The 25,636-nt window shown below is 71.9% G+C and carries 25 protein-coding genes, 1 other RNA gene and 1 pseudogene; 14 read left to right on the top strand and 13 right to left on the bottom strand.

Annotation, left to right across the window (positions count from 1 at the left end):
* Positions 1 to 13: 13 nt before the first annotated feature.
* Entirely contained in the window at positions 14 to 379 is a 366-nt protein-coding gene (locus ACZ7L5_RS06955) for a MazG-like family protein (RefSeq protein ID WP_471515031.1), read from the top strand.
* Here the strand turns inward: ACZ7L5_RS06955 and ACZ7L5_RS06950 are convergent.
* A complete protein-coding gene (locus ACZ7L5_RS06950; RefSeq protein WP_471515029.1) occupies positions 364 to 891 on the bottom strand; it encodes a hypothetical protein in 528 nt (175 codons plus the stop codon). The genes ACZ7L5_RS06955 and ACZ7L5_RS06950 overlap by 16 nt on opposite strands.
* On the opposite strand from ACZ7L5_RS06950, the gene ACZ7L5_RS06945 reads away from it, so the two are divergent.
* Positions 869 to 1,132 (top strand): hypothetical protein, encoded by a 264-nt coding sequence (locus ACZ7L5_RS06945; protein ID WP_471515027.1) that lies wholly within the window; start codon positions 869 to 871, stop codon positions 1,130 to 1,132. The two genes, ACZ7L5_RS06950 and ACZ7L5_RS06945, sit on opposite strands and share 23 nt — an antisense overlap.
* Before the next feature lie 143 nt (positions 1,133 to 1,275).
* Here ACZ7L5_RS06945 and rnpB read toward each other — a convergent pair.
* The 4 genes and pseudogenes from rnpB to ACZ7L5_RS06925 all read right to left on the bottom strand — a co-directional run bounded on the left by rnpB (position 1,276) and on the right by ACZ7L5_RS06925 (position 4,033).
* Positions 1,276 to 1,682, bottom strand: an RNA gene (gene rnpB / locus ACZ7L5_RS06940) — RNase P RNA component class A.
* Between the two features lie 100 nt (positions 1,683 to 1,782).
* Positions 1,783 to 2,565, bottom strand: a pseudogene (locus ACZ7L5_RS06935) (DMT family transporter); the annotation flags it as partial.
* 19 nt (positions 2,566 to 2,584) lie between these two features.
* Positions 2,585 to 3,409, bottom strand: coding sequence for a helix-turn-helix domain-containing protein (locus tag ACZ7L5_RS06930; protein ID WP_471515025.1), 825 nt, complete (start codon positions 3,407 to 3,409; stop codon positions 2,585 to 2,587).
* A gap of 45 nt (positions 3,410 to 3,454) precedes the next feature.
* Positions 3,455 to 4,033: a Uma2 family endonuclease gene (locus ACZ7L5_RS06925; RefSeq protein ID WP_471515023.1), complete on the bottom strand. Its 579-nt coding sequence runs from the start codon at positions 4,031 to 4,033 to the stop codon at positions 3,455 to 3,457.
* Between the two features lie 163 nt (positions 4,034 to 4,196).
* Between ACZ7L5_RS06925 and ACZ7L5_RS06920 the strand changes: the two genes are divergently transcribed.
* A complete protein-coding gene (locus ACZ7L5_RS06920; RefSeq protein WP_471515021.1) occupies positions 4,197 to 4,955 on the top strand; it encodes a MerR family transcriptional regulator in 759 nt (252 codons plus the stop codon).
* Positions 4,955 to 5,569, top strand: coding sequence for a hypothetical protein (locus ACZ7L5_RS06915; RefSeq protein ID WP_471515842.1), 615 nt, complete (start codon positions 4,955 to 4,957; stop codon positions 5,567 to 5,569). The genes ACZ7L5_RS06920 and ACZ7L5_RS06915 overlap by 1 nt, the downstream gene beginning before the upstream one ends.
* On the opposite strand, the gene ACZ7L5_RS06910 is transcribed toward ACZ7L5_RS06915, so the two are convergent.
* Positions 5,520 to 6,956: an RNB domain-containing ribonuclease gene (locus ACZ7L5_RS06910; protein WP_471515019.1), complete on the bottom strand. Its 1,437-nt coding sequence runs from the start codon at positions 6,954 to 6,956 to the stop codon at positions 5,520 to 5,522. The genes ACZ7L5_RS06915 and ACZ7L5_RS06910 overlap by 50 nt on opposite strands.
* A 73-nt stretch (positions 6,957 to 7,029) precedes the next feature.
* Between ACZ7L5_RS06910 and yaaA the strand changes: the two genes are divergently transcribed.
* A complete protein-coding gene (gene yaaA / locus ACZ7L5_RS06905; RefSeq protein WP_471515017.1) occupies positions 7,030 to 7,812 on the top strand; it encodes a peroxide stress protein YaaA in 783 nt (260 codons plus the stop codon).
* An 82-nt stretch (positions 7,813 to 7,894) separates the two neighbouring features.
* Positions 7,895 to 8,527 carry a bifunctional 4-hydroxy-2-oxoglutarate aldolase/2-dehydro-3-deoxy-phosphogluconate aldolase gene (eda, locus tag ACZ7L5_RS06900; RefSeq protein ID WP_328882024.1) on the top strand — a complete coding sequence of 211 codons (633 nt, stop codon included), beginning with the start codon at positions 7,895 to 7,897 and terminating at the stop codon, positions 8,525 to 8,527.
* Here eda and ACZ7L5_RS06895 read toward each other — a convergent pair.
* From ACZ7L5_RS06895 to ACZ7L5_RS06885, 3 genes are read right to left on the bottom strand one after another with little or no spacing between them, the layout of a single operon-like run.
* Positions 8,510 to 9,787, bottom strand: coding sequence for a bifunctional RNase H/acid phosphatase (locus ACZ7L5_RS06895; RefSeq protein WP_471515016.1), 1,278 nt, complete (start codon positions 9,785 to 9,787; stop codon positions 8,510 to 8,512). The genes eda and ACZ7L5_RS06895 overlap by 18 nt on opposite strands.
* Positions 9,788 to 9,798: 11 nt before the next feature.
* Entirely contained in the window at positions 9,799 to 10,542 is a 744-nt protein-coding gene (locus ACZ7L5_RS06890) for a zinc ribbon domain-containing protein (protein ID WP_471515840.1), read from the bottom strand.
* Positions 10,539 to 11,414: a Nif3-like dinuclear metal center hexameric protein gene (locus ACZ7L5_RS06885; protein ID WP_471515015.1), complete on the bottom strand. Its 876-nt coding sequence runs from the start codon at positions 11,412 to 11,414 to the stop codon at positions 10,539 to 10,541. The genes ACZ7L5_RS06890 and ACZ7L5_RS06885 overlap by 4 nt, the downstream gene beginning before the upstream one ends.
* Positions 11,415 to 11,669: 255 nt before the next feature.
* On the opposite strand from ACZ7L5_RS06885, the gene ACZ7L5_RS06880 reads away from it, so the two are divergent.
* Positions 11,670 to 12,845, top strand: coding sequence for a hypothetical protein (locus ACZ7L5_RS06880; protein WP_471515014.1), 1,176 nt, complete (start codon positions 11,670 to 11,672; stop codon positions 12,843 to 12,845).
* A gap of 352 nt (positions 12,846 to 13,197) precedes the next feature.
* On the opposite strand, the gene ACZ7L5_RS06875 is transcribed toward ACZ7L5_RS06880, so the two are convergent.
* The 3 genes from ACZ7L5_RS06875 to ACZ7L5_RS06865 are packed head-to-tail and all read right to left on the bottom strand — an operon-like array spanning position 13,198 to position 16,145.
* A complete protein-coding gene (locus tag ACZ7L5_RS06875) occupies positions 13,198 to 14,136 on the bottom strand; it encodes a 3-oxoacyl-ACP reductase (protein ID WP_471515013.1) in 939 nt (312 codons plus the stop codon).
* A 24-nt stretch (positions 14,137 to 14,160) separates the two neighbouring features.
* Entirely contained in the window at positions 14,161 to 15,237 is a 1,077-nt protein-coding gene (locus tag ACZ7L5_RS06870) for a Zn-dependent alcohol dehydrogenase (protein WP_363040542.1), read from the bottom strand.
* Positions 15,238 to 15,269: 32 nt separating this feature from the next.
* Positions 15,270 to 16,145: a MaoC/PaaZ C-terminal domain-containing protein gene (locus tag ACZ7L5_RS06865; RefSeq protein ID WP_384188001.1), complete on the bottom strand. Its 876-nt coding sequence runs from the start codon at positions 16,143 to 16,145 to the stop codon at positions 15,270 to 15,272.
* A gap of 303 nt (positions 16,146 to 16,448) precedes the next feature.
* Between ACZ7L5_RS06865 and ACZ7L5_RS06860 the strand changes: the two genes are divergently transcribed.
* Both ACZ7L5_RS06860 and ACZ7L5_RS06855 read left to right on the top strand, forming a co-directional pair.
* Positions 16,449 to 17,669, top strand: a complete 1,221-nt coding sequence (locus ACZ7L5_RS06860) for a sensor histidine kinase (protein WP_471515838.1) — start codon at positions 16,449 to 16,451, stop codon at positions 17,667 to 17,669.
* 86 nt (positions 17,670 to 17,755) lie between these two features.
* Positions 17,756 to 18,388: a response regulator gene (locus ACZ7L5_RS06855; RefSeq protein ID WP_471515836.1), complete on the top strand. Its 633-nt coding sequence runs from the start codon at positions 17,756 to 17,758 to the stop codon at positions 18,386 to 18,388.
* 69 nt (positions 18,389 to 18,457) lie between these two features.
* On the opposite strand, the gene ACZ7L5_RS06850 is transcribed toward ACZ7L5_RS06855, so the two are convergent.
* Positions 18,458 to 19,885 (bottom strand): MFS transporter, encoded by a 1,428-nt coding sequence (locus ACZ7L5_RS06850; RefSeq protein WP_471515011.1) that lies wholly within the window; start codon positions 19,883 to 19,885, stop codon positions 18,458 to 18,460.
* 168 nt (positions 19,886 to 20,053) lie between these two features.
* Between ACZ7L5_RS06850 and ACZ7L5_RS06845 the strand changes: the two genes are divergently transcribed.
* The 5 genes from ACZ7L5_RS06845 to ACZ7L5_RS06825 all read left to right on the top strand — a co-directional run bounded on the left by ACZ7L5_RS06845 (position 20,054) and on the right by ACZ7L5_RS06825 (position 25,622).
* Positions 20,054 to 21,796: an MFS transporter gene (locus tag ACZ7L5_RS06845; protein WP_384187997.1), complete on the top strand. Its 1,743-nt coding sequence runs from the start codon at positions 20,054 to 20,056 to the stop codon at positions 21,794 to 21,796.
* A gap of 115 nt (positions 21,797 to 21,911) precedes the next feature.
* The gene (locus tag ACZ7L5_RS06840; protein WP_471515009.1) at positions 21,912 to 22,562 is read left to right on the top strand and encodes a class I SAM-dependent methyltransferase; all 651 of its coding nucleotides are present in this window, start codon (positions 21,912 to 21,914) and stop codon (positions 22,560 to 22,562) included.
* 64 nt (positions 22,563 to 22,626) lie between these two features.
* Positions 22,627 to 23,571 carry an N-acetylmuramoyl-L-alanine amidase gene (locus tag ACZ7L5_RS06835; RefSeq protein WP_471515007.1) on the top strand — a complete coding sequence of 315 codons (945 nt, stop codon included), beginning with the start codon at positions 22,627 to 22,629 and terminating at the stop codon, positions 23,569 to 23,571.
* A 197-nt stretch (positions 23,572 to 23,768) separates the two neighbouring features.
* Complete coding sequence (locus ACZ7L5_RS06830; RefSeq protein ID WP_471515005.1) at positions 23,769 to 24,509, top strand: hypothetical protein; 741 nt, start codon at positions 23,769 to 23,771, stop codon at positions 24,507 to 24,509.
* 102 nt (positions 24,510 to 24,611) lie between these two features.
* Positions 24,612 to 25,622 (top strand): LLM class F420-dependent oxidoreductase, encoded by a 1,011-nt coding sequence (locus ACZ7L5_RS06825; protein WP_471515003.1) that lies wholly within the window; start codon positions 24,612 to 24,614, stop codon positions 25,620 to 25,622.
* Positions 25,623 to 25,636 lie beyond the last annotated feature (14 nt).

Here is a 25,636-nt window from a genome sequence, read left to right as displayed (position 1 = left end):
CCAAGCTGCCCGCATGACCGATCAGGCAGCCCCTCCCGGCACCGCCGCCGAGCCCTCCGCCGACCTCTGGGCAACCATCGACGCCCTGTGGACCTGGCTCGACACCGACCAGCCGATCGGCGGCAAGGAGGGCATGCTGCTGCGCATGCTGAAGCTGTCGGAGGAGGTCGGCGAGGTCGCCGAGGCGGTGATCGGGGCGACCGGCCAGAACCCGCGCAAGGGCGTCACCCACACCTGGGATGACGTACAGGGCGAGCTGTGCGACGTGGTGATCACGGCGCTGGTGGCGCTGCGGACGCTGACGCCGGAGACGCGGGAGGTGTTCACCCGGCATTTGGCGCGGGTGCGGGAGCGGTCGCTGGGTCAGCCGGGCCGGTAAGTCCGAAGACTGCCTGAGTAGATGAAGCCCGATACTCCGGCCTCCGAATACGGACCGCAAGTAGGAGGGATGCGCGCGGCGGAGCCCGGAACGGCCGCCACTGACGGCCCGCGCGGATGGGCCGACGATCCGGCAGGCGGCATGCCGACCGGATCTTCGGCCTCTGTATGGTGCAGTTGATGATCGGTACGACCGGTCATCTCGGCGTGACATTGGTGGCTGGCACGGGGAGACACCCGTCCATGGGGGATCACTTCAAGACGGATGTGGATCAACTCGCGCGGTTCCTCAAGAACCTTGAGGACTGCGTGCGCGAACTGGACGAGTTCCTGTTGATCCGGGTCCGGCACGGACGGCGCCTCGGGGTGTGTGAGCAGGTGCTGCGCACGTATCCCCTGGAGTACCGCGACCGCGTGGACAAGCGCGGCTCCGAGCGGCTGTTGCTCGGCACCGTGCACACGGTGAAGCTGTCCGTCCGCGGGCAGCACGATGCGCGCCGTCAGCGCGTCCACGGTCCGCCGCTGGCCCCAGGGCGCCGAGAACGGCGCGTGGTTCGCGGGAGACCCGGCGTTCGGCGGCGTCATGGTCGTCGCCGGCACGGGCGACATGCTGTTCCTGCAGCCCGCCGACTGGCAGAAGTACGAGGCCGAGCGCGCCCAGGCCGAGCCGCAGCGCCGTGCCCTGGCCGCACAGGCGGGAATCTCCGGCCTCTTGGAGAAGGAAGTGAACACGATCGCGGCGCTGGGGGGCTGAGCAACGCCGTCCGTACGCGCGTCAGGCACCTCGGCGCTGCTGTCGCAGGTCAACGCCCGTGCCCGGCCGGGCGCTTCCGGATGCCGCGCGGCAGTCGGCCCTGGGGGCCAGGGGCGCGTTCCCCGGCCAGGGGGCCTGAGCGGCAGACGAGTCGGGCTGTACGCCGGGTTCTGTTCCCAGCGTTCCTCGCGGAGCCCTGGGCGACGGCCATCCATCTACGACCGGCGTTGCCGCCGGCCTCTTGCGGTCTACCCGCGGACTCGGGCGGGCAGCCCTCGAACGTCCGCGCAGGGTCACCGGTTAAGGCGGCCCCTTCTTGACCTTGCTCCGGGTGGGGTTTACCTAGCTGCCCAGGTCGCCCTGGGCACTGGTGGTCTCTTACACCACCGTTTCACCCTTACCCGGCGCCGAAGCGCCGGGCGGTTTGCTTTCTGTGGCACTGTCCCGCGGGTCACCCCGGGTGGCCGTTAGCCACCACCCTGCCCTGTGGAGCCCGGACGTTCCTCGGGAAGCCCCCTGAGGGACTTCACGCGGCCGCCCGCCCGGCTCGTCTGCCGTGTGGACCATGTTACCGGCCTGCGGGGGGCCGTCGTCGCCAGGACCGAGCCCGCCAGGATCAGGGCGAAGGCCACGGCGATCCCCGCGGTCAGGGATTCGTCCAGGAACAGGGCCCCCGCCGCCACCGCGACCGCCGGATTGACGTACGTGAAGACCGTCGCCCGCGTCGGGCCGACCTCCTTGATCAGCTCCAGGAAGGCCACGAAGGCGACTGCCGTGCAGATCACGCCCAGGGCGGCCAGGGCGGCCAGACTCTCGGCCGACGGCATCGCGGCAGGCCACGTCAGCGCTGCCGCGGGGGCGTAGACCAGGGCCGCCAGGGTCAGGCAGGCTGCCGTCAGGTGGAGGGAGGGGACGTCCCGCAGCCAACGCGCCGCGATCAGCGGGGCCGTCGCATAGCCCAGCACCGTCAGCAGGACCTCCGCCAGGGAGCGGGCGTCGCCGCCGGTCAGGTGGGGGACGGTGAGGGTCGCCACGCCTGCCAGGCCCAGGGTGAGGCCGGTCAGGCGGCGGACGCCCAGGTGTTCCGTCTGGCCGAAGAAGCGGGCCAGGGCGACGCCGACTATGGGTACGCCTGCGATGAGCAGGCCCGCCGTCGAGCTGGACAGGTGGCGTTCCGCGTCCGTCAGCGTCCACCACGGGCCGATGATCTCTATGCACGCGAAGGCCAGCATCGGCTGCCAGTGCCGTCGTATCGTCCGGGGCAGGCCGCCCTGGCGGATTGCGAAGGGGAGCAGGAGCGCCGCGCCGAGGGCGCATCGCGTGAAGACCACCATCGACGGGGAGACCTCGTCCACCGCCACCTTGATCATCAGGTACGGGATGCCCCAGACCACGCTCATCAGGGCGAAGAGAAACCAACCGCGTGCTGTCATGCGGCGAGTTTCGGTCGGCTCACCCTCCCGTGTCTTGAACGCTGTTGCGGTACGCCGCCGGGGTGACGCCCAGTACTCGGCGGAACCAGCGCGTCAGGTGCGCCTGGTCCGCGAAGCCGACCAGTCCGGCGACCTCGGCCGGGCGCAGGCCGGTTTCCAGCAGAACTCGTGCCCTGCTCACCCGGTGCTGGGCGAGCCAGGCGTACGGCGGTACCCCCATCGTCGTACGGAAGGCACGCAGGAGCTGGTAGCGGGAGAGGCCGAGGTCGGTGGCCAGGGACGCGAGGGAGGGTGGGGCCGTGAGCTCGTCGGCGAGGCGGTCGCGGACACTCCTCGCTATGTGATCGGCGCCCGCGACCGTGTCGGTCGTCGCCCGGGCTGTGGAGTGGCGGCGGGTCAGGGCCGTCATCAGCCACGGGATGCGGGACTCGGCCTCCAGGGGGTCCGGGCAGGCGGCGAGCTCGGCGTGCGTGCGGCTCAGGGCCGTGGCCAGGTCGGGGTCGTCGAGGAGGGGGTCGCGGAAGTGCGGGGCTGCGGTGCCGAGGGTGCCGTCGGTGAGCAGGGACGTATCGGCGTACAGGGCTCGGTAGGCGTATCCGCCGGTCTCGGCCGGGCCGCCCGTGTGCATCTCGCCCGGTGCCAGTACGACGATGGAGCCGGGGGCGGGGCGGAGGCGGCCGCCCCGGTAGTCGATGATCTCGCTGCCGCCGACGCAGACGCCGATCGTGAACTCGTCATGGGCGTGCGGGGCGTACACGTGCCGGTCGAAGCGGGCGGTGAGCAGATCGAGAGGCGGACCGTCCCGGCCGAGCCTCGCCCTGGTCCACAGTGCCTGTTCCTTCACCGCGCACCCCCAGCGTGTCCTCCTGGGGGTGCAACACCGGAAGCGTCACAGAAAGTCCGCTGTCTCCAGCTCGAAACCGAAGGGCTCCGGGAGAGAGAGTGGTTTGCCCATCGGACGGGTGCAGTGCTCCCGGTAGTCGTCCTTCTCGGGATCGCTGAACAGCGTGATCGAGGAGGCTTCGCGGTCAACGAGCAAGTAGAGCGGGATGCCTCCGCGGGCGTAGCACCGTCGCTTTGCCTCACGATCGGCCCTGGGCTTGGTGGATGTCACCTCAAGGACCAAGGTGACGCCGTCGCAAGGCATCCATGGGGCGGCACCTCGGTAGAGGCGGAGTTCCCTGGGCGCGAAGGTGCCGTCAGGGATCACACGGTCTTTCTGGCCACCCTCGCTGCCCCGCAGGATCAAGCCCTTGGTTCCGGCGAACTGCATCCTGGTCCGGGAATTCAGATACACCTGCTCCACGATCAGCCCGATGTAATCCTCGTGATCCCCGTCCGGCGGCGGCGTCACAACGATCTCCCCCTCGATCAGCTCGGCCCGGAAGCCCTCCGGCGTGTCCAGGGCGAGGAATCCCTCCAGCAGGACCTCTTCCTGCGTGAGCGGCTCATGGGCCATGGCAGTCATGTCACGCCCCTCCTTCGGTCGCTCGCCAGCCTGGGACATCGGAAGATCACCTGTCCGAGAGATCGGGAACCGTTCCCTCGATCGTGGCACACGACCAGCGCCACCGTCAGGCGCCGAGCCGGTCACTTGACCCTGCCGCAACGTCAACGTCTCTACTGATCCCATGCGGATCGGAGAACTCGCCGCCGCCGTCGGCGTCACCACGCGCACGGTGCGGCACTACCACCATCAGGGGCTGTTGCCCGAGCCTGATCGGCGGCCCAACGGCTACCGGGAGTACACGTTGCGGCATGCCGTCGTGCTGGCGCGGATTCGGCGGCTGACGGAGCTGGGGCTGGGACTCGCGGAGGTGCGGGACGTGCTCGCGGAGGATGCCGGGAAGGATCTTGTCGAGGTGCTCACCGAGCTCGATGCGGATCTTGCCCGGCAGGAGGAGGCCATCCGGGAGCGGCGGGCGCGGCTGCGGGCGTTGCTGGAGGCGGAGGGCGGGCTGCCCGTCGAGGGGCCCGTGTCGCCGCAGTTGGCCGCGCTGTTTCGGGACATGGCGCATGTCACCGACTCCCCCATGGCGGCCAAGGACCGCGAGATGCTCGCGCTGATCGAGACCACGGCCGGTCCCGAGGCACGGGAGCAGCTCATGGGCGCGCTGGGGAGCGCGCTGGACCGGCCGGGCGGCAAGGAGCGGGCCCTCGCCGCCTACGCCCTGCTCGACGACCTCGCCGACGCCGACCTCGCCGATCCGCGCGTGGAGGAGGCGGCCCGGGCCCTCGCCGAGTGCCTGCCCCGCGATCTGCTCCCGGAGCCGTTGGACGTCGACCCGGACAACAGCTTCCTGCGTGCCTTCTACGCCGACTTCGCCCCTGCCCAGGCGGCGGCCATCCGCCGCACCTTGCGCCTGCTCATGGAAGGGGACGGGCCGTGATGCGGACCGCGCTCACCCTTCTCCGGCACGAGGTGCGGCTGGTCGCCAGCATCTGGCTGTGGGCGATCCGGCGCCGGCACGGGATCGGGGACGGTACCGGCTTCGGGTACGCGCGCGGGCAGGGCACGATGCTGCTGGGATTCGGGTTCGTGATCGTGATCGAGTCGATCATGATGTCGGTGCTGCTGCGGAACTACCCGGCGGTGCAACGGGGGTGGTTCATGGTCGACATGTACACCCTCGTGATCATCATCGGGATACACGCCGCCTCTGTCGTACGACCGCACGTCCTCGACGCGGGCTTCCTGCGCATCCGCCGTGCCGCGCACGTCGATCTGCGCATACCGCTGGAGAAGATCGCGCACGTGCGCCGCGAGCTGCGCACCACGCATGAGCGGGCTGACGGTGAGCTCAATCTCCCCATCGGGGCGCAGACCACCGTGACGCTCGAACTCGCCGAGCCCGTCGCCCACTTCACCTTCCTCGGCCGCCGGCGGGACGTCCGCCTCGTGCGCTTCCACGCCGACGAGTCCGACGGCCTCGTGCAGGCGCTGGTGCCGGCGGTCAGGCAGGCTCGAACCGCACCTTCGGCGCTGCCGGATCTGCCTGTGTGAGGCGGACCCGGATCCGCTCTCCCAGTGGCAGCGCGTCCGCGCCCTCGATCCGGCCGATGATGGCCGGTGACTCCAACTGCACGGTTCCCAGGGCGGGTTGACGTTCCTCCACCTCCACCACCCAGCCGTCGAACACCTCCCCCACCCGGTCCTTCAGCAGCGCCGCCTCCACGAGGTCGACGCAGGCACGCTCGACCGTGCCCGCGCGTCGCGTGCCCTCGGCCATGCGGGCGGGCAACGCGTCGAGAACCATGAGAACCCAGTCGGGAATCGGCCGCCCGGCGGCGGCCGCGAGGCAGATCTCGGAGGTGTGGCGATCGGCCAGGCGGCGCAAGGGGGCCGTGCAGTGGGCGTAGGGGGCCGCCACGGCGGAGTGGGTGGTGATGTCCGGCAGGGCTCCGTCCCGGAAGACCGTGTAGCCGGCGCCGCGCAGCAGCGTCGTGCACTCCTGGAGGAAGGCCGCGTGGTTCGGGCGGTGGGGGTCGAGGGAGCGGACGAGTTCCGCGTACGAGACGTGGTGCGGCCAGTCGATGTGCAGGGCGTGCGCGGTACGGCGCAGGCGGCCGACGGCGCCGTCGGGGGCGGCGGGGAGGGTCCGCAGGATGCCGGTGCCGGCCGCGAGCATCAGGTCGGCCGCGGCCATACCGGTCAGCAGGGAGATCTGGGAGTTCCAGCCGTCGGCGGGGAGCGGGGCGCGGAAGGCGAGCTCGTAGGCGTGATCGCGCTCCACGATCTCCTGCTCGGGCACGTTGAGCGAGATCCCGCCCCGCTCCACCTCCAGCCGCTCCCTGAGCTCCCCGACCGTCTTGAGCAGGGCCGGCGATTCCTCGGCGGTTCCCTCGTCGATCTGCTTCTGCACGCCGGCGTAGTCCAGCTTGGCCCGGCTGCGGACGAGGGCGCGGCGGACGTCGACGGCGAGCGTACGGCCGTCCCCGTCGAGGTCGATGGTCCACAGGACGGCGGGCCGGTCCTGGTCCGGGAGCAGGCTCGCCGCGCCCTCGCTCAGCAGCTCGGGGTGCAGCGGGACCTTCCCGTCGGGGAAGTAGAGGGTGGTCACCCGGCGCTGCGCCTCCTGGTCGAGCGCGCCCGACGGTGCGACGAAGGCGGCGACGTCGGCGATGGCGTACCGGACGCGGTAGCCGGTGCCCTGCCGGGACAGGTGCATCGCCTGGTCGAGGTCGGTGGAGGTGGGCGGGTCGAGGGTGAAGAACGGGATGTCGGTGGCGTCGGACGGAGGGAGGGCCGGGGCCTTCGCGGTCCGCTCGGCCTCCGCCAGCACCTCGGGCGGGAAGCTCCCTGGGACGCCGAGTTCGGTGCGCAGCGTGGTGAGGGCGGCCCGGAGGGGGGCTTCGGGGGCGCCGGTCACTCGGATGTGGCGGCGGGGCATGAGTCGAGCGTAGGGCGAGGCCGGCCGGGTGGCACGCCGTACCCTGTGGCGGGGTTCGATCGAAGGAGTACGTGTGCTTGTCCTGCTGCCGCCTTCCGAGGGGAAGGCCCCGTCCGGTCGGGGTGCCTCGCTGAAGCTGGAGTCGCTGTCCTTGCCGGGACTCACCGAGGCCCGGGAGGCCGTACTGAGTGAGCTGGTCGAGTTGTGCCGCGGCGACGAGGACAAAGCGCGGGACGTGCTCGGGCTGAGCGAGGGGCTCCGGGGGGAAGTCGCGAAGAACGTCGGCCTGCCCACGGCGGGGGCGCGGCCGGCCGGGGAGATCTACACCGGCGTGCTGTACGACGCCCTCGACCTGGCGTCGCTGGACGCGGCGGCGAAGAGGCGGGCGACTCGGTCGCTGCTCGTCTTCTCGGGGCTGTGGGGCGCGGTGCGCGTCAACGACCGTATTCCCTCCTATCGCTGCTCGATGGGCGTGAAGCTGCCCGGCCTGGGTGCGCTCGGGGCACACTGGCGGGCGCCGCTGGCGGACGCGCTGCCCGAGGCGGCCGGGGACGGGCTGGTGCTGGATCTGCGGTCGTCGGCGTACGCGGCGGCGTGGAGGCCGAAGGGCGAGGTGGCCGGGCGGACGGCGTCGGTACGGGTGCTGCATGCGCCGACCCGGAAGGTCGTCAGCCACTTCAACAAGGCGACCAAGGGGCGGATCGTACGGAGCCTGCTCACGGCGGGGGCCGTGCCCGCGGGTCCGGCCGAGCTGGTGGAGGCGCTGCGGGACCTCGGGTACGAGGTGGAGGTGGAGGCGCCGGCCAAGGGCGGGAAGGCGTGGACGCTGGATGTGCTGGTGACGGAGATCCACTAGCGGTTCGGCGGCCGCACAGGCGCCCATTGCAGCATGCGCAACACGCTTTGCGCATGCTGCGCGCCGTCGGCAGGATGAGGCCATGACCTCAGTCCTTGATCTCGCGCCCGTCGTCCCCGTGGTCGTGGTCGACGACCCCTCCGACGCCGTACCTCTCGCGCGGGCCCTGGTCGCAGGAGGGCTGCCCGCCATCGAGGTGACGCTGCGGACACCAGCCGCCCTGGAGGCGATCCGGGCCATCGCGGACGCGGTGCCGGACGCGGTGGTCGGCGCGGGCACCGTGATCACACCGGAGCAGGTGACGCGGGCGGTCACGGCGGGGGCGCGTTTCCTGGTCAGCCCCGGCTGGACGGACCTGCTGCTGGAGGCCATGCGGGCGTCCGGAGTGCCGTATCTGCCGGGAGTGTCGACCACGTCCGAGGTGGTGGCGCTGCTGGAGCGCGGGGTCCGGGAGATGAAGTTCTTCCCGGCCGAGGCGGCGGGCGGCACCGCCTATCTCAAGTCGCTGAACGGCCCGCTGCCCCAGGCCCGGTTCTGCCCGACCGGCGGAATCGGTCCGACGACGGCACCCGACTATCTCGCGCTGCCCAACGTCGGCTGCGTGGGCGGCAGTTGGATGCTTCCGGCGGACGCGGTGGCGGCACGGGACTGGGGGCGGGTCGAGGCGCTGGCGCGGGAGGCGGCCGGCCTCACAGGCTCACGCGCGCAAGTGTGACGTGTCGTTGAACAGCCGCACGCTCGCGTTGCCGTCGGCGTAGTACGCCACCGCCGAGAGGGAGGCGGCCGAGAGTTCCATGCGGAACAGGGACTCGGGCGGGGCGCCCAGGGCCAGGCGTACGAACGTCTTGATCGGCGTGACGTGCGTGACGAGGAGGACCGTGCGGCCGGCGTACGCCGCGATCAGCTTGTCGCGGGTGGCGGCGATGCGGGTGGCGGTGGCCGCGAAGCTCTCGCCGTCGCCGGTGGGCCGGGCCCCGGGGTCGGCCAGCCAGGCGTTGAGGTCGTCGGGGTACCGCTCGCGGACCTCGCCGAAGGTGAGCCCCTCCCAGGCGCCGAAGTCGGTCTCGCGCAGCCCGTCGTCGACGCTCACGTCGAGGCCGAGGCGGGCGGCGACGATGCCGGCGGTCTCCCGGGTACGGGCCAGCGGCGACGCCACGACGGCCTGGATGGTCCCGCGCCGGGCGAGCGCGGCCCCGACCCGCTCGGCCTGCTCGCGGCCGACGTCGGAGAGGGACGGATCGGTACCGCCGCTCCCCGAGAACCGCTTCTGCGGCGTCAGAGGCGTCTCTCCGTGCCGCAGCAGAACGAAGGTCGCGGGCGCCCCCATGTCGGCAGGAGCCCAGCCGGACGACGGAGCGGCCACGGTGCGGGCAGCCCTGACATCGGCCTCGGCCTTCACGGCCGCGCCGGCAGTGTCTCCCGGTGGGCCGGAGGGTTGACCGGAGGGCTGATGGGACGGCTGGCCGGAGGGCTGATCGGAAGGCTCGGCCTCAGCCGCGGCCCGCGCTGCCCGTGCGTCCGCCGCCGCCAGCTCCGCCGTGGACGCCGCGGCCGACCACTGCTCGCCCCGCTTCCCGGCATCCATCGCCTCGTTGGCGAGCCGGTCGGCGTGCTTGTTCTGCTCGCGGGGGATCCACTCGTACGTCACCTGGGACGCCGGCAGGACGGCCGCCGCCTCGAAGGCCAGCGGCTTCATGTCGGGGTGCTTGATCTTCCAGCGGCCCGACATCTGCTCGATGACCAGCTTGGAGTCCATGCGGACGTGCACCCGGGCCGTCGGGTCCAGTTCACGAGCAGCGCGCAGGCCCGCCAACAGGCCCCGGTACTCGGCGACGTTGTTCGTGGCGACGCCGATGTACTCGGCCGCCTCGGCCAGCGTCTGGCCCGTGGCAGCGTCGATCACGACCGCGCCATAGCCCGCGGGCCCCGGGTTGCCCCGTGACCCGCCGTCGGCCTCGACGATGAACTCCCGCACGGCACAGGCTCCTAGAGGCCGGACTCGGCCGTACGCACCAAGATCCGGCGGCAGTTCTCGCAGCGCACCACGGTGTTCGGCGCCGCCTGGCGGATCTCGTTCAGCTCGGTGATGGCGAGCTCCTGACGGCAGCCCTGGCAGCTGCGCTGGTAGAGCTTGGCCGCGCCGATGCCGCCCTGCTGCTGGCGCAGCTTGTCGTAGAGCTTGAGGAGGTCCGCGGGGACCGAGCCCGCCATGACCTCGCGCTCCTTGGTGACCGTGGCCGCCTCGCCGTCGATCTCCTCGAACGCGGCCTCACGGCGGGCGGTCGCGTCGTCGACCTTGCCCTGGACGGCACCGACCCGCTCGGTCAGCTCGGCGACCCGCTCCTGCGCGGACTCGCGGCGCTCCATGACCTCGAGGACGATGTCCTCCAGGTCGCCCTGCCGCTTGGCGAGGGAGGCGATCTCGTGCTGGAGGTTCTCCAGGTCCTTCGGGGAGGTGACGGCACCGGAGTCCAGGCGCTGCTGGTCGCGGGCGGCGCGCTGGCGCACCTGGTCCACGTCCTGCTCGGCCTTGGTCTGCTCGCGGGCGCAGTCGCTGTCCTCGGTCTGTGCGGCGACGAGCAGGTCGCGCAGCTGCGTGTGGTCCTTGGTCAGCGACTCGATCTCGGCGTGCTCGGGCAGCGACCTCCGCCGGTGCGCGAGCTGCTGGAGGCGGACGTCGAGGGCCTGGACGTCGAGGAGGCGGATCTGGTCGGCGGGCTCGGCGTTCAGTTGGGGGCTCCAGATGTATCCGTGATGGCGGACGCCGCATGGGCGGTCCAGGGGTCGGTGACCGTCTTCGAGACGTGGACGCGCAGGTCCCATCCGTTGCGGTCGGAGATCTCGTCGAGCTGGGTTGCGGCCAGCTCGCACCAGGGCCATTCAGTGGCCCAGTGCGCCGCGTCGAGCAGCGCGAGAGGACTGTGGGCGGAGCTGTGGGCGCGGTCCGCGACGAACTCCGAGGCCGGGTGGTGACGCAGGTCCGCGGTGAGGAAGGCGTCGACGCCGGCGGCGCGTACGTCGTCGAAGAGGCTGTCGCCGGAGCCGCCGCTCACCGCGACCGTACGGACCGTCGCCTCCGGGTCGCCGGCGACGCGGATGCCCTGCGCGGTGGCGGGCAGCCGCTCGGCGGCGCGGGCGGCGAGTTCACGGACGGTGAGCGGGTGGTCGAGTTCGCAGATCCGGCCCAGGCCCCTGCGGCCCTCCGGGTCGCTCGGGTCCGGCACCAGCGGGCGTACGACGCGCAGGTCCAGCGCACCGGCCAGTGCGTCGCTCACGCCCGGGTCCGCCGTGTCGGCGTTGGTGTGGGCCACGTGCAGGGCGATGTCGTTCTTGATGAGGGTGTGGACGACCCGGCCCTTGAAGTGGGTCGCCGCGACCGTCGTCGTGCCGCGCAGATAGAGCGGGTGGTGGGTGACCAGCAGGTCGGCGCCCAGCTTCACCGCCTCGTCCACGATGTCCTGGACCGGGTCGACGGCGAACAGGACCCGGGAGATCTCCTGGTCGGGGTCGCCCACGACGGTGCCGACCGCGTCCCAGGACTCGGCCCGCTCGGCGGGCCACAGGTTGTCCAGCGCGGCGATGACTTCAGACAGACGGGGCACGCAGGCAAGGCTACCTGCCTGGTCCGTACGGCTGTACCGGTACCGCAGCGGGCGCAGGGCTCCCGCGGGCAACGCCCCGGCCCTCCCCGGGTCGTCCGGGGCCAGCCCTCCGGTCACCCCTGGCCCCGCTCAGCACAACCACCCCCGTTTCCTCAGGCGAATCGTTCCTGGGCCACCCCTTTGTGTGAAGCGAACCTGGCCGGTCCCACGCCTGTGCGTGCGAAAACTAGCTTCGTTACCGGAGGTGACCGGACCATGACGGCCTGTGCGATCGAGCCCGCGGCGGAGCACGAGGACGACGACGCGCCTCGGGCGGGATGCACCATCACGGCGGACGGTTCCTACGCCGCCCGCCTCGCGCTGGACGGCGAGAGCTGGTTCCCGGAGCGCTGGACCCTGGACGGCCCCGAGCCCTACGCCGTGCCGCTGCCCGCCCACCAGCCGGAGGAACCCGGCACCGAGGTGCAGCCGATGGGCGACGGGCGGGTCCTGATCTGCCGCGCGACCGACGGACGGCACATCTTCTCGCTGCTGTACCCGACCGGGCCCGGCACCGGCGAGCTGCTGCTCGGCGCGGTCCAGTGCCCGCCGGAGCAGACCCGCCTGCGACTGCTGCCCCCGGCACCGGGCGGCGGCAGGGCCTACGCCCTCGCGGTGGGCCGGCACTCCAGCGCGGTGTGGCTGGTGGCGGGGGGTGCGTTCGGGCCGGAGCAGCTCGCGGAGGTCCCGGGGCGCTGCTCGGGCGGGGTGTGGCTGGACCGGGGCGGGCGGATGCTGGCCCTCGACCGTCTCGACCCGGAGCCAGGGGGCCGTACGAAGGCCGTCGTGGTCGATCTGGAGCGCGGCGGAGAGGTCTCCGAGCTGCTGCAGATCGCGGACGACAGCGACGACCGGCTGCTGCTCGCCGACCCGGACAGCGGGCTGCTGCTGATCGGCTCGGACGCGCCGTCGCCGGGGCAGGAACGATTGGGCTGGGGCGTGCTGGGCAGCACACTGCCGGTGCGCTTCCCGGAGTGCCTGCGGATGCCCGACTGCGCGGTGACGCCGTTCGCGATCCAGCCGGGGCAGGTGCTGACGCCGGAGAGCTGCGGGGTGGCGTTGCGTGTGGACGGGCCGGTCGGCAGTTGGATCGGGGTGTGGCGGCCCGCCGAACGGCAGGTACGTCATCTTCCGGCGCCCGAGGGGTGGTTGGCGGGAGCCGGGTTGTGGACGCCGGACGGGGTGCTGCAACTGCCGTATGCCACCGGGGCGGTGCGGTGCGGGGTGGCTCGGGTGGAGGTGCCTTCGCCGGGGGCGGCCTCCGCGAACTCGGCCTCCACCACGCCGGATTCGGCCTCACGTGAGCCGTCGGAAACGGATGCTCCGGCTCCCGTCACGCCCCGCCCCGTGCCCTTGCAGCAAGCCCCGTTGGGCGGTCTTGTAACGAAGTAGTGGCGGTTGGCGCGGCCGCCTGGATCCGGCCCCTGGGGGGTTGGTTAAACTCGCCCGGCTGTGAGCAAAAGATCATGTTGACGGGGTGAGTTTTCCGATGAGCAGCGCCAGCACGACCCAGCCGGGGCCGGCCGACGTTCACGACGTTCAGAAGGACACCGGTCACGGCAGGCACCGGGGTCCGGTGTCCGCCCAGGACGGCGAGACGGCCCCCCGCGGCCGTCACCGCAAGCCGGCTGAGGAAACCGAGACGGCAGCCTGACGCCGACTGCGCACGGCCCCGCCCTTCACCGCGAAGGGCGGGGCCGTTCTCGTTCCCACGCCCCGCTCCCGTTTCCGCGCTGTCCTCGTGCTACGCCCTTTTGAGCCCCAGCACCTCCACCGCTCCGAACGTCTCCCCCTCCGGCAGCTCCGCGTAGTGCGGGGTGAGCAGCGCGTCCAGCTCGTCGTACGTGAACGTCTCCTGCTTGCTGTCGAACTTCGCGGCCACCCGGGGCCGTTCGACGACCGCCACCATGCCGCCGTGCACGACGAGCAGCTGGCCGTTGATCCGGGCGGCGGCCCGGGAGGCCAAGTAGCCGACGAGCGGGGCGACATGCTCGGGGGCGAGCGGGTCCAGGCCGTCCTCCGGCCGGTCGAGGCCCGCGAAGACGTCCTCGGTCATGCGGGTCCGGGCGCGCGGGCAGATGGCGTTCGCGGTCACGCCGTACTTGGCGAGCGCGAGGGCGGTGGAGGTGGTGAGCCCGACGATGCCGCCCTTCGCCGCCGCGTAGTTGGGCTGCCCGGCGGATCCGGCGAGGAACGCCTCCGAGGACGTGTTCACGACCCGCCCGTACACCGGCCCGCCCACCGCCTTGGACCGCTCACGCCAGTGTGCGGCGGCGAAGCGGATGGTGTTGAAGTGGCCCTTGAGGTGGACCCGGATCACCGAGTCCCACTCCGCCTCCGCCATGGAGAAGACCATGCGGTCGCGCAGGATGCCGGCGTTGTTGACCAGGATGTCCAGCTTGCCGAACTCCGCGACGGCCAACTCGACCAGCGCGCCCGCCTGTGGGAAGTCGGCGACGTCCCCGGTGTGGGCGAGCGCCGTGCCGCCGGCCGCGCGGATCTCGGCGGCGACCTCCTCGGCGGGCGCGGCGGAGGCCTCGCCCGAGCCGTCCCGGCCGGACTGCCCGTAGTCGTTGACGACGACTGCGGCGCCGAGCCGGGCGAGTTCGAGCGCCTCGACCCGGCCCAGGCCCCGCCCGGCGCCGGTGACGATCGCGGACAGTCCTTCGAGTGGCAGTGACATCGGGCTCCTAAGGAAGCGTGGCCGTCAGATTTCTATGCAGGTACGCAGTGCCGTGCCCGTCCGCATCTGGTCCAGGGCCTCGTTGATGTCGGCCAGCGGCACCCGGTGGGTGATCAGGCCGGCGAGGTCGATCCGGCCGGCCCGCCAGAGCGCGATCGTCCGCTCGTAGGAGCGCAGGACGTCACCGCCGCCGTACATGGACGGCAGGATCCGCTTCTCGTCGAAGAACAGCTCGAACATGTTGAGCTGGAGGAAGTCGTCCATGGCTCCCGCGCCGACGACGACGAGCGTGCCGCCGCGCCGGGTGTACTCGTACGCCGTGCGGGCGGTGGCGGACTTGCCGACGACCTCGAAGACGTAGTCGAAGCCCTCGCCGGCGGTGACCTGCTGCTTGGCGTCGGCCAGCTCGTCCGGTGAGACGGCCCTGGTGGCGCCGAACCTGAGCGCGGACTCGCGGCGGGAGGCCACCGGGTCGACGGCGACGATCTCGGCGGCGCCCTTGAGCCGGGCCCCCTGGATCGCCGAGATGCCGACGCCCCCGCAGCCGATGACCGCGACCGACGAACCGGCCTCCACATCGGCCGTGTTGAGGGCGGCGCCGAGTCCCGTGGTCACGCCGCAGCCGATGAGGGCGGCGATGTCGAAGGGCACGTCGTCGGGGATCGGCACCGCGCAGCCGGCGTCGACGACGACCTCCTCGGCGAAGGTGCCGGTCCCGGCGAAGCCGAAGACGTCACCGCCGGGGCGCTTGAAGTTGGGGGTGCCGGCGTTCATGAACCCGGCCAGGCACAGCTCGGTCTGGCCGCGCTTGCAGGCGGGGCAGGCTCCGCAGGCGGGCAGCCAGCACAGGACGACCCGATCGCCCGGCTTGAGGTGGGTGACGGCCTCCCCGACCTCGATGATCTCGCCCGCTCCCTCGTGGCCGGGCACGAAGGGCGCCGGCTGGGGCAGCACCCCTCCCATCGCGGACAGGTCGGAGTGACACAGCCCGGTGGCCCGTACCCGGACCCTCACCCGGCCGGGGCCGAAGCCCACCGCCTCGACGTCGTCGAGGACCTCCAGCTTGTCCTGGCCGATCTCGTGCAGTACGGCTGCGCGCATGGTGCGGCTCCCCTCGTACGGCGTTTCTTGACTCAGGTGTGTTCGACGACGGTGTCGGCGAGAACGGGCGCGTCGTCCCGCTCGACGGCGCTCACGGCCACGCGGACGGTGCCCGCACCGGGCCACATGCGGATGCGCAGGGTCTCCCCCGGATACACGACCCCGGCGAACCGGGTGTCGTAGGACCGCACCCGGGTCACGTCCCCGCCGAGCAACGTGTCGACGACCGCCTTGAGGGTCATGCCGTAGGTGCACAGGCCGTGCAGGATGGGCCGCTCGAAGCCGGCGACCTTGGCGAACTCCGGGTCGGCGTGCAGCGGGTTCCAGTCGCCGGAGAGGCGGTACAGCAGGGCCTGGTCCTCGCGGATCGGCCGCTCGACGATACGGGCGGGCGCGCCCTCGGGGGGTTCGAGCCGGGCGGAGGGGCCGCGGTCGCCGCCCCAGCCGCCCTCGCCGCGGATGAAGATCTGGGCGTCGTTGGTCCACAGCGGGCCCTCGGCGTCGGCGACTTCGGTGCGCAGCACCAGCACGGCCGCCTTGACCTTGTCGTACAGGGCGGCGATCCGGTTGGTCGCGGTGGCCGTGCCCGCCGCCGGGATGGGCCGGTGGATCACGAGGCTCTGGCCGCCGTGCAGGACGCGGGCGAGGTCGACCTCGATGCCGGGCATGGACAGTCCGCTGATCACTCCGGGCGAGCCGGAGCCCGCGACGGTGGCGAAGCTGGGCAGCACGTGCAGCCGGGACTCCAGGGTGTAGCGCAGTTCGTCGGGGTCGGTGGCGGGGCTGCGCCGGTCGGGATTGGCGGCGGCGCCGATGCCGAGGTGGTAGAGCTGGACGTCCTTGGAGTTCCAGGAGATCTCGCCGGTCCGGGGCTCGGCGGCGAGGGCCTTGGCTGCGTCGATGGGCATACGGCTCCTGAAGGTGGCGGAGTCAAGACCCCGGTACGGCCGTCCGCACCGTCGGCCGCACCGAGGTCGTCACGGGCCGTTCTAGAACGCGTTCCAGTCCGGCGCCCTCTGTATAGCCGAGCGCTCCGCAGTTGTGAAGGCTCCTGACGTGGCATCAGATCCGGATTCGCGTCCCTCGGCTCGGCGGGGCCGTGACATTTGTCCTGCCGGAGTGCTGACAACCGGACCTGCCGTACGCGGGCCTCGATCCGTAGCGTCTGAGCCATGACACTGGGGACGGAACCGACGAACGGGGGACGGGACATGTCCTGGACGCGCAAGGTGTCGTGCACACCGACTCCGCTGAGGGCCGGACGGTTGCCCGACACCCCGGGCCCGCACCCGACCGGCTTCGCCCTGCTGCCGTGGCTGCTGCTGGGGATGGGCTCCTTCTCGAACCTCTTCCAGGGGGAGACGGCCAACCCGTGGATCGGCGGCCTGGGCCTGCTCACCTTCAACTCGCTCTACATCTACGTGTCGTTCCGCGCGTTCGTGAAGGAGAAGCGCGAGGCCCGCTCCACGCACGTGGCGCTGGGCCTGCTGGCGGCGGTGACCTGCGGACTCGGCCTCGGCTACGGAGGCAGCTGGCTGCTGTTCTTCCCCCTGCTCGGCCTCGCGACGGGCGCGGTCGTACGGATGCCGCGCCTGCGTCTGACCGGGGCGGCGGTGACCGTGCTCTCCGGCGTGGTCGCCTTCGTACGGGACGGCTGGGGCGGCCTCGACATCGCGTACGCCACCTGGATCTCGACGATCGTGACGGCGGCGATCCTGTCGCTGTCCGAGGCGGTACGGGAACTGCGCGCGGCCCGCGAGGAGCTGGCCCGGCGGGCGGTCGAGGAGGAACGCCTGCGCTTCTCCCGCGATCTGCACGACCTGCTCGGTCACACCCTCTCGGTGATCGTGGTGAAGTCGGAGGCGGCGCGGCGGCTGGCCGTGCGGGACATGGACGCGGCCGTCGCCCAGGTCGCCGACATCGAGTCCGTGGGCCGGCAGGCGCTCACGGAGATCCGCGAGGCGGTGACCGGCTACCGCAGGGGCAGCCTGGCCACGGAGCTGGACCGCGCCCACTCGGCCCTGGCGGCGGCGGGGATCACCCCGGCGTTCCACCAGTCCGGCCCTCCCCTCCCCCAGCAGACGGAGGCCCTGCTGGGGTGGGTGGTACGCGAGGCGGTCACCAACGTCGTGCGGCACAGTGGCGCGGCCCGCTGCGAGATCACGGTCGCGGGCAGCACGGAACGCGTCCGCCTGACCGTCACCGACGACGGCACCGGCACGCCCGTGACCACGCCCCGGGAGGGCGTCGGCGGCACCGGGCTGAGGGGCCAGACGGAACGCCTCGCCGCGGCCGGGGGCACCCTGACGGCGGGACCCGGGCCACGCCAGGGGTTCGTGGTGACGGCGGAACTGCCAGCGGAATCAGCCGAGTTGACGGTCGCGGCCGGCTCGCCCGACATACGTGAACCGGTACGCGCGGGCATCGGCTGAGAGCACTCACTTTCGGGGCGCCGACCAGTACGCGCAGGACAGGTTCGACCGAGCCCCGTGCGCCCTACCCTTGCCCCGTGAACGAGATGCCGCGGGATCACCGACCCGCCAAGTCCATCCGTGTTCTGCTCGCCGAGGACCAGGGCATGATGCGCGGCGCACTCGCCTTACTGCTCGGGATGGAGCCGGATATCGAGGTCGTGGCGCAGGTGGCGGCGGGCGACGTGATCGTGGACGCCGCCCTCGTCCACCGCCCGGACGTCGCCCTCCTCGACATCGAACTCCCGGGCCGCAGCGGGCTGGACGCCGCGGCCGAGCTGCGCGAGCAGGTCCCCGACTGCCGGGTGCTGATCCTGACGACCTTCGGCCGCCCCGGCTATCTGCGCCGGGCCATGGAGGCGGGCGCCGCCGGCTTCCTGGTGAAGGACGGTCCCGTGGAGGAACTGGCGGCCGCGGTCCGCCGCGTACTGACCGGCGAGACGGTGATCGACCCGGCCCTCGCCGCGGCTGCCCTGAGCGCCGGGCCCAACCCGCTCACCGCCCGCGAACGCGACGTACTCAACGCCTCGGCGGACGGTGCGACGGTCGCCGACATCGCGACCCGGCTCCACCTCTCCGAGTCGACGGTCCGCAACTACCTGTCCTCCGCGATCGGCAAGACGGGCACGCGCAACCGGATGGAGGCGATGCGGGAGGCTCGGCAGCAGGGGTGGCTGTAGGGGGCCCGCCACTCGGTCGATGCAGATCCCAGGCCCCTGCTCGTCACAAGCGACCTCACAAGCGTCGCTTCAGTGCCCAGCCCCCCGCCGCGGCAGCCAGACCACCATCAGCACCACTCCCGCGGCCAGCACCCCCGCCCCCGTCCGGAACGCCAGCGCATACCCCTCCGTCAGCGCCTCCGGCGTGTCGCTGCCGCCCGAGCGGGCCGCCGCCAACGTCGACATGACTGCGAGGCCCAGTGAACCGCCCATCGTGCGGGAGGTGTTGACGAGACCCGAGACCAGGCCTGCCTCCCCGGGCTCCGCGCCGGACGTGGCCAGGGCCGCGAGGGGGGTCGCCGCCAGGCCCGCGCCCAGCATCATCAGGATGCCCGGCACCATGATCGAGGTCAGGTACGCGCCGTCCACGCTCAGCGTCGACTGCCAGCCGAAGCCGACGACCGCGACGAGCGTGCCGGCGGCCGCGACGGTGCGCGGGCCGAACCATCGCATGAGCAGCGGCGCCAGCTTGGAGCCGAGGATCACGGCCAGCGAGCTCGGCACCAGTGCCAGGCCGGCGTCCAGCGGGCCGTAGCCGAGCACGTTCTGCGCGTACAGCGTCATGAAGTACCACATGCAGAACATCGCCGAGCCGCACAGGAACATCGCCACGTTCGCCGACGACACCGCCCGCACCCGCAGCAGCCCGAGCGGCATCAGCGGCGCCGCCGTACGCGACTCCACCACGAGGAAGACGCCGATCAGAGCGGCCCCGGCGAGCAGGGGCACAACCGTGTCCGCGGCCGTCCAGCCGGAGGCCTCCGTCTGCGAGATGCCGTACGCCAGCGTCGCCAGCCCCGCCGTCACCAGCACCGCCCCCGGCAGATCCAGCCGCCGCCGGTCCCCGGCCCGGCTCTCCGCGAGCCACAACGCGGAACCGGCCAGCACGACCGCGCCCACCGGCACGTTGATCAGCAGGACCCAGCGCCACGACAGCGCTTCCACCAGCAGTCCGCCGACGAGCCCGCCCGCCGCGCCACCGCCCGCTCCGACGGCGGTCCACGTACCTATGGCCCGCGCCCGGGCCGCCCCCTCCGGCACGGCCGCCGTGAGGATCGTGAGCGTCGAGGGCGCCAGCACCGCAGCGCCCAGCCCCTGCACGGCCCGCGCGGCCAGCAGCTGCCACTCCTGCTGGGCCAGCCCGCCGGCCAGCGAGGCCAGGGTGAACACCGCGAGCCCGACGAGGAACATCCGCTTACGGCCGTACAGGTCACCGGCCCGTCCGCCGAGCAGCATGAACCCCGCGAAGGCGATGGCGTACGCGTTGACGACCCACTGCAGTCCCTGGGCGCTCATGCCCAGGTCGGCCCGCATCGAGGGCAGTGCCACGTTCACGACGGACACGTCGAGCACGACCAGGAACTGCCCCGCACAGGCGAGCGCCACCACCAGCCAGGTGGGCGGCGCGGTACGGCGGGGGGCACGGGTGACGTCGGCGGCTTCGAGCATGCCTGTCATGCTCTCAACGACGGACGCTCCTGGCATCGGAAATTCGCCCTAGGCCAACGGCCCGGGCCGACCTGGACCGCGGTCCGGGCCGGCCCGTTCCCCAAGAGAAAGTCAAGATTTTGTTAGTGACCCAAAGCATCGGAATAGTTGCCCAGGCACACGGAGTTCGAGGTACACATGACACAAACGACGACCGAAAAGCCCACCGGCGGAGCGACCGGCCCCCTCGTCCCGGTCCTCGCCTTCGCGGGCATCGTTGTCGCGGTAATGCAGACCCTGCTCGTCCCCGTCATCAAGGACCTGCCGCAGCTGCTGAGCACCGCGCCCAGCAACGCCACCTGGGTCCTGACCTCGACTCTCCTCTCGGGCGCCGTCGCCACCCCGATCATGGGCCGCCTCGGTGACCTCTACGGCAAGCGCCGGATGCTGATAGCCAGCCTGTCCGTGATGGTGGTCGGTGCGCTGATCAGCGCGTTCACCAGCACCCTCCTCCCCATGATCGTCGGGCGCACCCTGCAGGGCTTCGCGATGGGCGCCATCCCGCTCGGCATCGGCCTGATGCGCGACATGCTGCCCCGCGAGAAGCTCGGCTCGGCCATGGCCCTGATGAGCTCCTCGATAGGCGTCGGCGGCGGACTCGCACTGCCCGCCGCGGCCCTGGTCGCCCAGCACGCGAACTGGCACGCCCTCTTCTACGGCGCCGCCGGCCTCGGCGTCCTCGCCATCGTCCTCACCCTCATCGTCGTACCGGAGTCCAAGCTCCGCGCGGAAGGCTCCTTCGACCACCTCGGCGCCGTCGGCCTCTCCGCGGGTCTCGTCCTCTTCCTCCTGCCGATCACCAAGGGCAGCGACTGGGGCTGGACGTCCGTCACCACGCTCGGCATGTTCGGCGCATCGGCCGCCGTCCTGCTCCTCTGGGGCATCTACGAGCTGCGCACGAAGGCCCCCCTGGTCGACCTGCGCACCACGGCCCGCCCGGCCGTCCTCTTCACCAACCTCGCGTCGATCATGGTCGGCGTCAGCTTCTATGTCGTCTCCCTGGTCCTCCCCCAGCTGCTCCAGCTGCCGAAGGAGACCGGCTACGGCCTCGGCCAGTCGATGGTCGTCGCGGGTCTGCTGGTGGCGCCGCTGGGCCTGACGATGATGTTCACGGCGCCGGTCTACGCCCGCCTGTCCGCGAAGTACGGCCCCAAGACGACCCTGATCCTCGGCATGCTGATCATCGCGATCGGCTACGGCGCCGGCCTCGGCCTGATGAGCGCCCCCTGGCAGAGCCTCGTCATCGCCGTGATCCTCGGCGCGGGCATCGGCCTCGCCTACTCCTCCCTCCCCGCCCTGATCATCGGCGCGGTCCCGGCCTCGGAGACGGGCGCGGCGAACGGCCTCAACACGCTGATGCGTTCCATCGGTACGTCGGTCTCCAGCGCCGTCATCGGCATGGTGCTGGCCAACACCGCGAACAACGTCGGCGGCGTCGAGATCCCGACCATGCACGGCTTCCGCGTCTCCTTCCTGATCGCGACCGCCGCCGTGGCCGTCGGCCTCCTGCTGGCCCTCTTCCTCCCCAAGCAGCGCCCGGCCGCCGCCCACCCTCAGCTGCGCGCCAGCAGCGAGGAGGACGCCAACCTGGAACGCGCCGAGGAGGCCCTGCGCGGCTTCCGCGGCCGCGTCCTGGACGCCACCGGCACGCCCGTCGCCCGCGCCAAGGTCACCCTCATCGACCGCCGCGGCCGCCAGGCCGGAGCGACCCTCTCCGCGGACGACGGCACCTACGCCCTCACCGTCCCCGCCCAGGGCCCCTACGTCCTGGCCGCGCGAGCCGACGGCCACGCCCCGCTCGCCTCCTCGGCGACCCACGCGGGCGACGACAGCCCGGTGGACGTGGACCTGTCGCTGCCGGAGGAGACGGTCTCGGCGTAGCCGGCCTCGCTTGTCGCTTCTTCTCGCTGACGCCGTACCCCCTGTCGCCCAGCGACCAGGGGGTACGGCAGCATGGGGCGCCCAGACGCACGCTCGACCGGAAGGCGCCCCTCCCATGACCCCGGCCCCCAAGCCCGAGATCCTGGCCGCGTTCGAGGCCTCGAAGGGCTTCATGCCCACGGGCGAGGGCCTGGCCCTGTACGCGGCTGCCGTGGAGGCCGGCCGCCTCGGCCTCCCCCTCCTGGAGGTCGGCACCTACTGCGGCCGCTCCACCATCCTGCTCGCCGACGCCGCCCGCGAGGCCGGCGTGACCGCCCTCACGGTCGACCACCACCGCGGCAGCGAGGAGCAGCAGCCGGGCTGGGAGTACCACGACCCGCAGACCGTCGACCCCGAGCTCGGCCTGATGGACACGCTGCCGACGTTCCGCAGGACCCTGCACCGGGCCGGCCTGGAGGAGCACGTGATCGCCCTCGTCGGCCGCTCCCCGCAGGTCGCGAAGATCTGGAACTCCCCGCTCGGCCTCGTCTTCATCGACGGCGGCCACACCGACGAGCACGCCACCGCCGACTACGAGGGCTGGGCCCCGCATGTCGCCGAGGGCGGCCTGCTCGTCATCCACGACGTGTTCCCGGACCCGGAGGACGAGTTCACCGGGCAGGCGCCGTACCGGGTGTATCTGCGGGCCCTGGAATCCGGGGCGTTCACGGAGGTGTCGGTGACGGAGTCACTGCGGGTGCTGAAGCGGACGGGGCCAGGGGTCTGAACTCCGGCGCCGCTCGACCGCGCCTTCCCGGCGCACGCCATGTTCGGCCCGTAAGGTGTCACGCGTGTCGTACGTAGGTCCGGACTTCGATCCTCCCCAGCCCCGCCGCAACCGCCGCCGAACCCTGACCGTCGCGGTCGCCGCCCTGGTGCCGGGGGCCCTGCTCGGTTGGGTGATGTACGAGGCGCTGGGCGACCCCGGCGACAGCGGCGGCTCCGGCACCGCTGCCGTACGGCCGTCCTCGCCCGCGTCGGACTCGCCGCCGACGGCCTCCTCCACGAACGACGACAAGCCGCCGGGCCCGACCCCCACCGCGGACTCCACGTCCGCGTCCGGCCCCCTCCAGGGCAAGGTCGTCGTCATCGACCCGGGCCACAACCCGAACAACTTCCAGCACGCCGCCGAAATCAACCGCAAGGTGAACATCGGCACGAACTGGAAGGAGTGCGACACCACGGGGACATCCACCAACGACGGCTACACCGAAGCCAAGTTCACCCTGGACGTCGCCCACCGGATGCGCACACTGCTCCAGAAGCAGGGCGCCACGGTCAAGTTCACGCAGGACGGCGACCGTTCCTGGGGTCCCTGCGTCGACGAGCGCGCCGAGATCGGCAACAAGGCCGACGCCGACGCGGTCGTCTCCATCCACGCGGACGGCGCCGGCGCCGGCCAACGCGGCTTCCACGTCATCCTTCCCGGCAAGGTCGACGCGGGCGCCGCCGACACCGGCCCCATCGTCGCCCCCTCCCGCGACCTCGGCGAGCGCATCGCCGGCTCCTTCGTCCGCGTCACGGGCAACGCCCCCTCCAACTACATCGGCGACGGCACCGGCCTCGTCACGCGTAAGGACCTCGGCGGTCTCAATCTGTCAACGGTTCCCAAGGTGTTCATCGAGTGCGGCAACATGCGCGATACCAAGGACGCGGCGTTGCTCACCAGCGGGACGTGGCGACAGAAGGCTGCGCAAGGGATCTCTGAGGGAATCGTGAGTTTCCTGCGCGGGTAATGGTCCACGGGTTGATCCCGGCAGACACCCTCGTCGGTCGGACGATAAGGTCATTCCTACGATGAGGGGCCACCCCCGCGCTTCACTCAGGGGCCTGACGGCGACATGGTGACAGCGACGCCTCCAGCGATGCCGATGTTGAGACGACTGACGAAGGACCTGAAGTGAATATCCGCTCCCTCACTCGAGGCGACGGCGTGGTGATCGGAGCAGCGGTATTGCTGTTCATCGCGTCGTTCCTGAATTCCTATTCCGTTGAAGGGTTCAGCGTGGACTCCAACGCGTGGGACTCCCTTGGCATGGGCCTCGGCATCTACATGGGTGGTGTCATCGGCGGCGCCCTGATCGTCGTCAACCGCAGCCTGCCGCAGCCGCGCAAGGTATTGGGCCTGGACCTCGGTACGGTCGGTGCGGCGTTCACCGTCCTCACTGCGTGGAGCATGTTCTGGGCACTGGTGGACGTCCCTGAGCGCGCCAGCGCCGCCGCAGGTCTGATCCTCGGCTTCATCGCCGCCCTGATCCTCGCAGCCGGCGCCATCGCCACCCCCCTCGTCCCCGCCCTCCAGGCCGCCCTCCTCCCGGCCCCCCGCCCCGCAGCCCCGCAGCCCTACGGTGCCCAGCCCCCCGGTGGTTACGGCTACCCGGGTGCTCAGCAGCCGCAGCAGCCGTACGGTGGGCAGCCGCAGGCCGGGCAGCCGTTCGGGGGTGGGCAGCCGCAGGCGCCGCAGGCTCCGGCCGGGGACTTCTCGCCGTTCTGGTTCGCCGTGCCCGTGCCGCGCCCGCTGTTCGGGGAGGACGGCTCGCCGAGCCCGATCGCCGAACTCGCGCCGGGCACCTGGTACCTGGCCGTCGAGCAGCGCGGCGCCACCCTGGTCGCGCAGACGCAGGACGGCCGCCGTGGCGTGCTGCAGGACACCTCGGGTATTCAGCGCGGCTGACTCCCTGACCGTCCCGTACGGCCCCTCGCCCTTCCCGGTGAGGGGCCGTCGTCGTACAGTCGCAAGCCCAATGCGTAACTGACGGCACGTCAGGAGGCGGACATGCGGATCGGGCTCGCACTCGGCTACTGGGGCCGCGGTCCCTCCGCGGACCACGTACCCCTCGCCCAGGAGGCCGAGCGGCTCGGCTACGACTCCGTGTGGACCGCCGAGTCCTGGGGCTCCGACGCCTTCGGGCCGCTCACCTGGATCGCCGCGCGGACCTCAAGGATCAAGCTGGGTACGGCCGTTGCGCAGATGGCCGCCCGCTCCCCCACGACCACGGCGATGCACGCCCTCACGCTCGACCACCTCTCCGGCGGTCGCATGATGCTGGGGCTCGGGCTGTCTGGGCCGCAGGTGGTGGAGGGGTGGTACGGGCGGCCGTTCCCGAAGTCGCCGTTGACCGCGACGCGGGAGTACGTGGACGTCGTACGGCAAGTGCTCCGGCGGGAGGCGCCCGTGGAGCTCGACGGGCGGTTCCATTCCCACCCGTACCGCGGTCCGGACGCGTCCGGCATCGGCAAGGCCCTGAAGCCGATCACCCATCCCCTCCGCCCGGACCTTCCCGTGCTTCTCGGCGCCGAGGGTCCGAAGAACGTCGCCCAGACCGTCCGCATCGCCGACGGCTGGCTGCCGTTGTACTGGTCGCCGAGCAGGCCGGACGTGTACGGGGAGGCGGTCGGTGATCTTCCCGACGGTTTCCTCGTCGCCCCCATGGCCCGGGTGCAGGTCTGCGACGACGTCTCCGAAGGCCTCCTCCCGGTCAAGGCCATGCTCGGCTTCTACATCGGCGGCATGGGCCACGCGGCCCGCAACTTCCACGCCGATCTCATGGCGCGCATGGGGTACGAGGAGGAGGCCCGGCGGATTCAGGAGCTGTTCCTCGGCGGCCGTAAGCAGGAGGCCGTCCTCGCCGTGCCCGATGCCTTCGCCGACGAGATCTCGCTCGTCGGGCCCCGTGAACGGATCGCCGAGCGGCTGGAGTCGTGGCGCAAGGGGCCGGTGACCGATCTGCTCGCCCTCTCGCCCGATCCGCACACGCTGCGGGTGCTCGCCGAGCTCAACTCGTAGCCGAGGAGCGGTCG

The sequence above is a fragment of the Streptomyces sp. NPDC107528 genome (assembly GCF_055639295.1).
The sequence above is the reverse complement of the archived record's forward strand: the minus strand, read 5'-3'. Positions and strand labels throughout refer to the sequence as shown.